This is a genomic window from Cohnella nanjingensis, assembly GCF_014212125.1.
Lineage (GTDB): Bacteria > Bacillota > Bacilli > Paenibacillales > Paenibacillaceae > Cohnella > Cohnella nanjingensis.
Map to the genome: position 1 here is coordinate 227,219 of NZ_JACJVP010000032.1, position 11,419 is coordinate 238,637.

General features: G+C 61.5%; 9 protein-coding genes. 7 read left to right on the forward strand and 2 right to left on the reverse strand.

Features of this window, described 5'->3' with window-relative positions:
- Window positions 1–55: 55 nt before the first annotated feature.
- On the reverse strand, window positions 56–1,492 hold the full coding sequence (locus tag H7C19_RS20715) for an MFS transporter (RefSeq protein ID WP_185670946.1): 1,437 nt from the start codon (window positions 1,490–1,492) through the stop codon (window positions 56–58).
- 233 nt (window positions 1,493–1,725) lie between these two features.
- Here H7C19_RS20715 and H7C19_RS20720 point away from each other — a divergent pair, with 233 nt between their 5' ends.
- The 3 genes from H7C19_RS20720 to H7C19_RS20730 all read left to right on the forward strand — a co-directional run bounded on the left by H7C19_RS20720 (window position 1,726) and on the right by H7C19_RS20730 (window position 3,812).
- Window positions 1,726–2,076 (forward strand): winged helix-turn-helix transcriptional regulator, encoded by a 351-nt coding sequence (locus tag H7C19_RS20720; RefSeq protein ID WP_185670947.1) that lies wholly within the window; start codon window positions 1,726–1,728, stop codon window positions 2,074–2,076.
- A gap of 224 nt (window positions 2,077–2,300) precedes the next feature.
- Window positions 2,301–2,882 (forward strand): LOG family protein, encoded by a 582-nt coding sequence (locus H7C19_RS20725; RefSeq protein WP_185670973.1) that lies wholly within the window; start codon window positions 2,301–2,303, stop codon window positions 2,880–2,882.
- A 165-nt stretch (window positions 2,883–3,047) separates the two neighbouring features.
- Entirely contained in the window at window positions 3,048–3,812 is a 765-nt protein-coding gene (locus tag H7C19_RS20730) for an SDR family oxidoreductase (RefSeq protein ID WP_185670948.1), read from the forward strand.
- A gap of 269 nt (window positions 3,813–4,081) precedes the next feature.
- Here the strand turns inward: H7C19_RS20730 and H7C19_RS20735 are convergent, their stop codons facing one another.
- A complete protein-coding gene (locus tag H7C19_RS20735) occupies window positions 4,082–4,954 on the reverse strand; it encodes an AraC family transcriptional regulator (protein WP_185670949.1) in 873 nt (290 codons plus the stop codon).
- A gap of 258 nt (window positions 4,955–5,212) precedes the next feature.
- Between H7C19_RS20735 and H7C19_RS20740 the strand changes: the two genes are divergently transcribed.
- The 4 genes from H7C19_RS20740 (at window position 5,213) to H7C19_RS20755 (ending at window position 11,295) form a co-directional block, all read left to right on the forward strand.
- Window positions 5,213–6,901 carry a DUF4091 domain-containing protein gene (locus H7C19_RS20740; protein ID WP_185670950.1) on the forward strand — a complete coding sequence of 563 codons (1,689 nt, stop codon included), beginning with the start codon at window positions 5,213–5,215 and terminating at the stop codon, window positions 6,899–6,901.
- Between the two features lie 251 nt (window positions 6,902–7,152).
- Entirely contained in the window at window positions 7,153–7,650 is a 498-nt protein-coding gene (locus H7C19_RS20745) for a WGxxGxxG family protein (RefSeq protein ID WP_185670951.1), read from the forward strand.
- A gap of 226 nt (window positions 7,651–7,876) precedes the next feature.
- Complete coding sequence (locus tag H7C19_RS20750; RefSeq protein WP_185670952.1) at window positions 7,877–9,505, forward strand: response regulator; 1,629 nt, start codon at window positions 7,877–7,879, stop codon at window positions 9,503–9,505.
- An 11-nt stretch (window positions 9,506–9,516) separates the two neighbouring features.
- Window positions 9,517–11,295 carry a cache domain-containing sensor histidine kinase gene (locus tag H7C19_RS20755; RefSeq protein ID WP_185670953.1) on the forward strand — a complete coding sequence of 593 codons (1,779 nt, stop codon included), beginning with the start codon at window positions 9,517–9,519 and terminating at the stop codon, window positions 11,293–11,295.
- The last annotated feature ends 124 nt before the right edge of the window (window positions 11,296–11,419 follow it).

Consider the following 11,419-nt stretch of genomic DNA (forward strand, 5'->3'; position numbering starts at 1 on the left):
GTGCGAAGGCCGAGATAACCGCAAAATGCGGTTATCGGGCGCCGCCCAAACGTCCTCATGCGGCCTTGCCCCCGACCGGCGCCCGGCGGGATCGTCCGCGCAGCCCGGTCGCCATCACCGCGACGCCGAGGAGCGTGCCGGCCAGCGGGACGAACAGGGCGGTACGGAAGCCGTCCAGCATCGCCTCCGGCGAACCGCCCGACCCGGTGGCGGCGACGTTGACGGCGGTGACAACAGCGAGGCCGAGCGCCGCGCCGAACTGGAACGAGGTGTTGAGCAGGCCGCCGGCCAGTCCCTGCTCTTCCTCGGCGACCCCGTCCGTGGCGGCGATCGTGAGCGGTCCGTAGGTGAGGGAGAAGGCGATGCCGGTCAGGATCATGGTCGGGAACATCGCGGCGTACGACCAGTCCGCTCCCATCGGCAAGAAGAGCGCATAGGCCAGCGCGGCCAAGAGGAGGCCGCCCACGATGACGCGGGCGTTGCCGAACCGGTCCACGAGCTTCGGCGTCAGCGTCGGGGCGAGTACCGCGTCGACGCCGACGGCCAGGAGCGCGAGACCGGTCTGCAGCGACGACCAGCCGCGCAGCTCCTGCAGGTACAAGACGGTGACGAACTGGAAGCCGAAGAACGATCCGGCGAACAGCATGGCGCTTAAATTAGCTCGGACGAGCGAGCCCGAGCGGAAGATGCCGAAGCGCACCAGCGGCGCGGCGGACCGCCGTTCGAGCGCGACGAAGACCGCGAGGAGGAGAAGGCTGCCGGCGAGCGCGGAGGCCGTCCAGCCCCAGCCTGCGTTCGGCGCTTCGACGACGGCGTAGACGAGCAGGAGCATCGCGCCGGTGACGGTGCCCGCGCCCGCCAGGTCGAAGCTTTGACGCGGACCGCGTTCGGCCGGGTCCGTGCGCCCGACCAGGCGGGCGGCCGCGATCAGGATGCCGAAGGCGAGCAGGACGGGCCCGAAAAATACCCATCGCCAATCGATCTCCGTCAGCAAGCCCCCGACGACGAGGCCGAGCGAGAACCCGGCCGCCGCCGTGCCTGCGTAGACGAGCAGCGCCTGGTTGCGCTGCGGGCCTTCGGCGAAGCTCGTCGTGATGATCGACAAGCCCGCCGGCGTCATGAAGGCGGCGCTCACGCCGGTCAGGAAGCGGGCCGCGATGAGGACCCATCCTTCGGTCGCGAATCCGCCCAGCCCGGAGAAGACGAGGAAGACGGTAAGCCAGAGCAGGAACATCCGCCGCCGGCCGAGCAGATCCGCCGCTCTGCCGCCCAGCAGCATGAAGCCCCCGTAGCCGAGCACGTACGCGCTCACGACCCATTGCAGCGCGCTTGTCGACATTCCTAATTCATCGCGGATCGACGGCAGCGCGACGCCCATCATGGACACGTCGATCCCTTCGAGGAAGATAGCGCCGCACAGGACGAGCAGCAGGCCCCAACCTCCCTTGTCTTTTCGTTGCGTTGAACCGTCCTTCCGGTGGATCTCGTTCATGATCATGCCCCTTTCCGCAATCGTGGTGCCAACCGGGGCGAAGCATATGCTCCGTCCTACCGCGCTGGTGTAAGGGCATTATGTCGCATATAATGGTTGATGAGAAGTACGCACTATTTTGTATTATTGCTACCTAAAGGTGATATAGGCACCAAAAAGTACCTTAGATCCGATTTCGATCCGACGAACGCCGCCAACCAACGCGGATAGCGCGAAACACGAGGAGGCCAAGCATGAAACCGCAAACGAAGCAGCCGGTCTACAATATTCCCGTCGAGGCGACGCTGGATGTCATCGGCGGCAAATGGAAGACGCTCATTCTGTGCCATCTCACCTACGGTTCCAAGCGGACGAGCGAGCTCAAGAAGCTGATGCCGGGCATCACGCAGAAGATGCTGACCCAGCAGCTCAGGGAGCTGGAGGAAGACAGGGTCATCATCCGAACGGTGTACAATCAAGTGCCGCCGAAGGTGGTCTACGAATTAAGCGAGATCGGTAAGTCGCTGGAGGCGATCATCGACCTCATGTGCGATTGGGGGGAGAAATATATCGGAGGGGAATGGCAGCAAGACCAGCCCCAATAGAGGATTGTCCTGCCCAAGTCGTTATCCGTCCCCTTTTTGGATCCTCAAAAGGCGACGGGCTTTTTCCCGCATCTGACGTGCGACAACGTGCTTCCTTCATGCGAAGTAGGTATCCGATCCGGCAATCTGCCGGATCGGGGATAGCGAACATTCAGGTCAAGTTTCACTGAACCCGAATATTCGCTATAATCGTTAACGGTGACTGTAGAAGGAGGCGAAGGATGTTGAAACACGTAGCCGTATTTTGCGGTTCGAGCGACGGCGCTTCGGACGTCTATCGGGCGGAGGCGCGATTGCTGGGCGCCGAGCTCGCGAGTCGCGGGATGACGCTGGTCTACGGCGGCGCGAGCGTCGGGCTTATGGGCGCCGTGGCGGATGCCGTGTTGGAGGCAGGCGGACGGGCCGTCGGCGTACTGCCCCGATTCCTTCAGAGCCGAGAGATCGCCCACAAGGGCTTGTCCGAGCTCATTCTGGTCGATACGATGCACGAGCGCAAAGCGAAGATGGCGGAGCTCTCGGACGGCTTCATCGTGCTGCCGGGCGGACCGGGCACGATGGAGGAGTTCTTCGAGATCTACACCTGGGCGCAGCTCGGCCTGCATCGCAAGCCATGCGGCATTTTGAACGTCAATGGCTACTACGATCCGCTCGTCGCGCTGTTCGACCATATGGCGGAGGAGCGATTCCTCCAGGACAAACATCGCGGGCTGGCCCTCGTCGACGCGGACGCGTCCGATCTGCTTGATCGATGCCTGGCCTACGAGCCGCCGACGGTCAAGACGTATCTGACCGAGAAGCAAACCTAAGAAGCATGGCCTAAAGCCGCCATTGCCGAACCCCCTTTTCGCCAAAGGGGGTTTTTCGTCGTTCCGGCCGATTGTCCGCGCTGGCGTATCGAATGAGAGCGCAACATTCCAAAACGGCGCCTATGGTACAACTAGAGCGAACCAAGAAAAGGAGCTGACGAGCAAATGGAAATGTTGAAGGGCAAAGTCGCATTGGTAACGGGAGCAAGCCGGGGGATCGGACGGGGTATCGCCCTTCGGCTGGCGCGGGACGGCGCCGCGGTCGCGGTTCACTACGGCAGCAATAAGAGCGCGGCGGAAGAAACGGTTCACGCCATTCGCGAGAAGGGGGGGACGGCCTTCGCGCTCGCGGCCGACTTGACCGCGATCGGCGATATCCATGCCATGTTCGCGGCATTGGACGCGGAGCTTGAACAGCGCTTCGGAGACAACGGCTTCGACATTCTCGTGAACAACGCCGGCATCGGACAATCGCTGACGATAGAAGAGACGACGGAGGCTTCGCTAGACGAGGTGATGGACATCCACGTCAAGGCGCCGATCTTCGTCATTCAGCAAGCGCTGACCCGACTGAGAGACGGAGGGCGTATCGTCAACCTTTCGTCGGCCGTCACGCGGATCGCTTTCCCGAATCTGCTGGGCTACAGCGTCTCGAAGGGCGCCGTCAATACGCTGACTTATGTGCTGGCCCAGCAGCTTGGGCCCCGCCAGATCACCGTGAATGCGATCGCGCCCGGCTTCGTCGAGACCGAGATGAACGCCGATACGCTGTCCGACCCGAACGGCCGTCAATTCGCCGCCGGCCTGTCCACGTTCGGCCGCTGGGCGCAGTCCTCGGATGTCGCGGATATCGCCGCGTTCCTGGCCTCGGCGGACGGCCGTTGGGTGACCGGGCAGGTGCTCGATGCGAGCGGCGGATCCCGTTTGTAAGGTGCGAAGATGAGCATTCGGCAGAGGGGGCTGTTGTCGCTGAGCGCCGATCAGGCGGACGTTCGCATTCGTGGGGAAGTTGTGTTGTTGACGTTCAGATCGGCCGTGCCCGTGACGTTTACTGGATCTCATAGGCCGAAGCGCCGAAGAGAGGAACTTCGAACGAAAACAACCAACCGCGGGACCGAAAAAAGCCGAGCCCGAATAGACCATACGCCGGAAATCTCCTTGGAGGAGATTTCCGGCGTTTTTGATGGGGACGAATAGGGCTATTCCAAAAACAGCGTATCGAACGGATAGTCCGCGCTGCCATGGCGGTAGGCGCTCGGGGAGAGTCCGAGATAATGACGGAAGACTTGGCCGAAATAGCTGGGACTCTCGAAGCCGCATCGCCGGCCGATCTCTCGCGCGCTCAGCTCCGTTCGCCTAAGCATCGTGACGGCGGCCTCGACGCGGCGCCTGCGCAGGTATTCGAGCGGCGAGATCTTCTCTTGCCGCTGGAACAGCCTGCAGAGATAAGCGCGCGAGACGCCGCTGTGCGAGGCGATGTCCGCGAGCGACAGGTCGTCGGCAAAGCGTTCGCGCATGAACCGTTTGGCCAGGTCGATCGGCGAGGGCGCCCGCTGCTCCGGCTGCAGGAGCGAACGGGCCGGCGCGAACAGCGAGAGCATCCATTCGTACAGCAGGGCGGACAAGGCGGCTGAATCGGTCACGCGATCGACGGACACCGTCCGGTAGAGCGACCAAAATCGCGCGATCGGCGAGGCGTCGGACGCCAGCGAGAGCAGGGGGCTGCGCCGCTCGAGTAGACGGTTCCACAGCCGGACGGCATCCTCTCCCTTGGCGTTCAGCCAGATGAACTCCCAGGGCTGTCCGTCCCGTCCCGCATAGTAGTATCGGTGCGGACTGGGGCTGGTGACGAGGAACGCGGTCCCGGGCCGCAAAGGAAACGTCTCGCCTGCGAGTTCGATCGCGCCTTCTCCGCTTAACGTGTATTGGAAGATCAAATGCCCCGCGTCGCTGCGCGCCAGGCCGTCGTTGCTGTAATCCGGGGATTCGGCGGTCTGCCATCCGATAGAGTCCAGCAGCATATAGGGCAGCGGTTCGGCATAGCGAAAAGCGTAGGATCCGGGAATCAGCATCGGGGGCCTCCTTGGTCGGGCACGGCCATGCCGGCATGTAAATTCTTTGATATGCGGAAAAAGCGAAGCACAATCGCCACATCCAATATACCATATTGGAATCAGCGCCGACGATCCGTAAAGCCGAGTGCCGAACAGGCTTCCTGGAGGTCAATATAGCGATAGGATGCGTTGAACATATTGGGATTGCGAGGGGGAAGATGCGCTTGTTAAGATGAGAGCGACAAGAACGATAATTGGATCTTACGGAGGGTGAAGATGGAAGCTACCGCCGCAACTTTTGAGACCCGCTGCCTGAGCTCGCTGACCAAAGTATTCGCGGACGCCGCCCCGGCGGACCGCCCCGTACAGCGCGGAACGGCGCTATGGAAAGAGACGTACGCTTTCCAAGTCGCCTACCGTTCCTCGCGGGCGATCGGCCGCATGCAGATCGCCGCCCAGTCTCCGCTCGCGCCCTATCTCTCGCTGAGAGAGGTCGGATTATCGCCTTCGGAGCTGCCGACATTGGAGAACCCGGACCCGGGCTATCTGCGGACGGCGCCGGGGCTGTACCCGGATCCCCTCTACCCGCTGGAGGACGGCATCCGGGCATTCCCCGGGCAATGGCGCTCCGTTTGGGTGACGATCGCGCTGCCTACCCGCGCGGAGGGAGAGGCGTTGCCGGGCGGCAAGTCCCAGGCCGCGTTCCCGATCGAGATCGCGTTCGAGGACGAAGAGGGAGCGCGGCTCGGCGGGGAGACTTTCTCGCTGACGGTCATTTCGGCCGAACTCCCGGAGCAGAAGCTGATTCATACCGAGTGGTTCCACGCCGACTGCATTGCGACGCAATACGGCGTAGGAGCGTTCAGCGAGGAGCATTGGCTACTGCTGGAACGATACATTCGCAACGCCGCCGACCACGGGGTCAACATGCTGCTGACGCCGCTGTTCACGCCGCCGCTCGATACGGCCGTCGGAGGGGAAAGGCCTACGGTCCAACTGATCGGGGTAACCCGGCTCGGCGAGGACGACTACCGCTTCGACTTCGCCCGGCTCGAACGCTGGGTACGGATGTGCCGGGAAGCCGGCATCCGGTACTTCGAATTCTCGCACCTGTTCACCCAATGGGGAGCGAAGCACGCGCCGAAGATCGTGGCGACGGTTAACGGCGAGGAGCAGCGCATCTTCGGTTGGGAGACCGACGCGGGGAGCGAAGCGTACCGCCGGTTCCTGGACCAATTCCTGCCGGAGCTCGTCCGATTCATCGAGACCCAGGGTATCGGGGAGAGCAGCTATTTCCACGTATCGGACGAACCGTCCTTGGAGCATTTGGGGTCGTACCGGCAGGCGCGCGAGCTGCTTCGCCGGCATCTGTCCGGATTCAAGTTTTTCGAGGCGCTGTCCGATTACGCTTTTTATGAACAGGGGCTCGTTCCGACCCCGGTGCCGGCCAACAATCATATCGAGCCGTTTCTCGAGCACGGGGTCGAACCCCTATGGACTTATTACTGCGTCGGACAGCACCGGGACGTCTCGAACCGCTTCTTCAGCCTGCCTTCCGCGCGCAACCGGATCATCGGCCTTCAATTGTACAAACACGGCGTTCAAGGTTTCCTGCATTGGGGCTTCAACTTCTGGTATACGCAATACTCGATCCGCGCGGTCGATCCGTTCCGCGTGACGGATGCGGGCGGCGCCTTCCCGTCCGGGGACGCCTTCGTCGTCTATCCGGGGGCCGAAGGGCCGATCGACTCGCTGCGCTGGGAAGTGTTCCGGGAGGCGCTGCAGGACATTCGGGCGCTGGAGCTGCTCGAATCGCTGCGCGGCAAGGAAGCGGCGATCGCCGTGTTCATGCAAGGCCTCGAGCAAGGGGAATTGACCTTCTCCCAATATCCGGCCGACGCCGAATGGCTCCTCGGGGCGCGCGAGCGGATCAACCTCGCCATCGCGGAAGCGCTCGGCGCTTGATCCGGCTGTCCCGCAGGCAGCATTGAACGTAGCGTGTTGAAGCCAAAGCTTGAGCGGATTGGCCCGCGAATCATCCCGTACGGTAAATGTACGCCGGGGTGAGGATCATACCGATGAGCAGGCGAGGCGGAACGATGCCATCGCAGGGAATTATTCACGCCCTCCGCCGGCGAATGTCTGAGCGAATCCGGGAAACGATATTAGCGAACTTAAAAATCAACAAGGTCAACACACCTAGGGAGGTTCGCGACTTGAAGAAAACGATTCGCACGCTGGCAGCAGGCACCTGTTTGTCCTTGTTCTTGGCGGTTCCCGCTTATGCGGAGAGCGTGACGCACGCCACCCCGACGCCAACGCCGAGCTCGACCGTCAAGACGGGCGTAACAGGCTATTCGACGACGACCGGCCGCACCAACAGCTTCAACAACATGACCGGCACGGGCTATCCGACGCCAGGCTACACGACGCCAGGCTACACGACGCCGGGCTACACGACGTACGGCTATAATGGGTACAATACGAACGGCAACAACATGAACGCCTATAACATGAACGGCTACAACTATTATCCAAACAATGCCTACGGTACCCACAACACGTATCGTGCGCGTTCGACGACGACGGACGGTATCTACCGGACCCGGGCGACGACGACTCGCGGCTCGAACTGGGGCTGGCTGGGACTGCTCGGCCTGATCGGTCTGGCGGGCATGCGCAGCCGGAACGGCGAACCGAACCGCGACCGCTAAGCACGGCCATTCGGACCTGGTTGGTTGCTCGCTCCAAGTAGCGAGCGACGCCGGGTCCGTTTATTTATGCCCGCCCTTCGCGATAGCCATGCCTAAGCACCCTTAGAGCGAGCGATCCGGTCGTCGGATCCGTCATGGGAACCGGAGATCTGGTCATCGACGGCCAAGTCTCCGGCTCCTATAATGGAATGACTAAGACGGATATCGAGCGCAGGAGCGTGACAGGATGCATACGGTATTGGTCGTCGATGACGAAGCGATCGTCTGTCAAGGAATCAAGGATTTTCTCGAGGCTTCCGATCTCGGCATCGGACAAGTGTTGACCGCCTGGAACGGCTATGAGGCGCTCGATTACTTGCGCATGGAGTCCGTAGATCTCGTCCTGACCGATATTCAGATGGACGGCATGAACGGCATTGAGCTGATGGAGTCGATCCTCTCCGAGAAGCCGGACATCCCCGTCGTGGTCATATCGGCGCACGATGAATTCGATTACGCGCAGAAATGCATCCGTCTTGGCGCCCGAGACTATCTCATCAAGCCGGTCCTGCTCCCCCAGTTGCTGGAGATCGTGAGGCGAGCCTTGTTCGAGCGGCATGAGAAATACAAGCTGCTGCTGGAGGATTCGCTCAAGCTCAAATTTTCGCTCGCCGGCATATCCTCTCTTCGCACCTATCTGTTGAATGAATGGCTGTCCGGCTCGCTCGCCAGCGCGGACGATTATCGATATATGATGGACCAATTCGGCTTGTCCCTCCGAGGACCGGCTTTTTCGGTGTTTGTCATCGAGCTTCAGTGGGATCGCGCAGGCATCGAGCAGGCGCCTGTCCAAACGCTGAAGGACCGCAATCTGCTTAAGTATGCGGCGGTCAATATCGCGGAGGAGACGCTATCGGATTGGGAAGCGCTGGCCTTCTACGGTCCCGGCAACCGCGTCTACGCCATCCTTCAACTGAAGGAATCCGCGCTAGACGCCGCCGTCGCCGAGCATCAGACCAAGCTTCATATGATCGGCCATACGCTCGCGGGCAATCTCTCGCAATATTTGCATCTGACCGCGATCGTCGGCATGAGTCCGTTCAGGCCGGGGGTGGAGTCGCTGCCCGGAAGCTGCCGCGAGGCTTGCGACGCCGTTCGCTGGCAGGGCTTGTACGGCGGCCATCAAGTCTTCTTCGCGGACGACTTCTCCAAGAAGGAAGCGTTGGACGAGGCCGACTGGCAGGAGCGGACCGACCGGTTCGTCGCCTGGATGAAGACCGGCAGGAGAGCGGACGAGGTCCGGGAGGCGGTAGACCGGCTCATGGACGACATCGGGCCCGTCTTCGAGCGCGAAGACGCCGCGGCCGGCATTCCGCTCAGCATCGCTTACCGGGTCTACGCGCTGCTCCTGGAGCGGATAGATACGGCGGGCGATCGCTATCGTTCGCTCGATCCGCTCGTTTATTTCCGCTTTCCGTTGGCGAGCCTCGAGATCAAGCGACGGCTGACCTCGTTCCTCACGGAGGCGGCGGATCTGATTTATTCGTCCATGACGGATCACGATCAAGCGGTCATCCGGCAAGCGGTCGACTATATCAAGCGGCAATTCCGATGCAAGGGATTGAAGATCCAAGACGTCGCCGACCACGTTCATCTGAGTCCCAACTATCTCAGCTATCTATTTAAGCTGATCACGGAAGAAACCGTATGGGAGTACGTCACGAAGCTGCGCATGGAGGAGTCCCGGCACTTGCTCCGGCACACGGCCAAAAAGCGGTACGAAATCGCGGACGAAGTCGGCTACGAGTCGCCGGAGCACTTCAGCCGCGTCTTCAAACGCTACTTCGGAGAAAGTCCCAACACGGTGCGCGGATGAGGGTGAGCAGCTTGTTCAAACGTTGGCGCTCGCAGCGTCTGATGAACAAAGCCATCCTGTTCGCAAGCGCCTTCATCCTCGTCCCGATGCTGCTGATCTTCTGGTTCGGATCCGGCCAAGCGACGCTGGCGATCAAGCAGCAAGTGGGCAAAGCCTTGTTCGAATTGAACAAGCAGAATCACGCGACGATGGACCGGGTGCTCGACTCCATCGATCAGACGACGGTCGCGATCATGGGATCGGAGATCGTGCAGCAATGGAGAGCGGACGACGGGCTGGACGAACGGGAGCGCGTGCGTCTGTACGTGAAGACGGAGAAACTGCTCGCCGACTATACGATGAAGGAAGTGAAGTACTCGCTGTTCGTCTTCACGGATCGGCCGGCCGACTATGACTTCGCCCCGTCTACCGATATCTCGGAGTCGGGCGTTTTCTTCGTCCAGGCGGGCAAGCTGCCGCCGTGGCTGAACCGGGCGATCGAGGCGGACGGCGGCGGCGCGGTGCAGATCATCAACCGCTTCGGATACCGTCTGGAGGAGCGGAGTACCGTCGCCTTCGCGCGAGCGATCCTCGATTACGGCGGAACGGGCAAGGCGTTCAGCATTCTCGTGGCCACGCAGATCGACAACGTGCTCAAGGCGGAGATGAATTCCGTCGCTTTGCCGGACGGCGCGCAAGTGTTTCTGACCGACGGCCAAGGCAAGGTGCTCGCCGGCTCGGCGCCGACGAACGCTTCGTTCGCCTATCCGAACGACGGCAAACGACTCCTGCCGAACGTAGAGACCGCGCACGATCGGATGTACATCGATCATGTCAGCTCTACCTATGCCAACCGTCTGGTGTACGAGATTCCCCTCCGCTCGCTGATCGGCTCGCACAACGACGTCCAGGAGATTATCCAGATCACCGCCGTCTGCTACTTCCTGGTCATCCTCGCCGTCTTGTTCTACTTCGGCAAGTCTCTCCTCCAGCCGATGGCTCGTCTCGCCAGCCTCACCCGGTCCTACGAGCCCGGGAGGCAGCCTGCGGAATATGCGGAAGTCCGCCGCAAGGACGAGATCGGCTTCGTTTTCCGTTCCTTCTATCTCATGACGGATCGGCTGAACCAGCTGATCAAGGAGAAGTACGTCATGGAGATCAAGCAGAAGGAATCCGAGCTCATGCTGATGCACTCCCAGATTACGCCTCATCTGCTGTACAACACGCTCGATTCGATCTACTGGTACGGGATTCGCGGCGGGGTGCCGGAGGTGGCGGAGATGGTCCGGGATTTGTCGACGCTGCTGCGGATCGGGCTCAGCCGCGGCAAGGAGATCATCACGATCCGGGAGGAGCTGAACCACGTGGAGGCTTATTTGCATCTGCAGGAGAAGCGCTATCAGCATTCCTTCCGGTCTCATCTCGAAGTCGATGAAGCATGGATGGCGTATCTGCTGCCCAAGGTGATCGTTCAGCCGCTCGTCGAGAACGCCATCCTCCACGGCGTAGGGAAGATGGACGGGGAAGGCGAGGTCTGGATCCGGGTCGAACGATGCGGAGACGATCTTGCGATCGTCGTCGAAGACAACGGGTTCCGGCCCGTCGACTTCGCGAAGATCGAGGCGCTGCTGTCCGGCACCGCCAACCCGGATCAGGGCTTCGGCATCCGCAACGTCCATCGGCGGGTCCAGCTGCGGTTCGGTCCGCGCTTCGGACTCTCTTACGCGCCTCGCGAGAGCGGGGGCGCGCGGGCCGTCATCCGTCTGCCTGCCATTCGCGACCTGCAGGCGCTCGCCGCGCATGCCGAATGATCGGCACGCAAGCCATCCGCACGTTCTCATTACCGCCTCGGCGCACCTTGCGTGCGTCTTTTTTAGTTCGTCTTCGGTTGGGCAAAGGTCGCCCGGAATTATCGGCTGGGACCTGTCCGGTGGT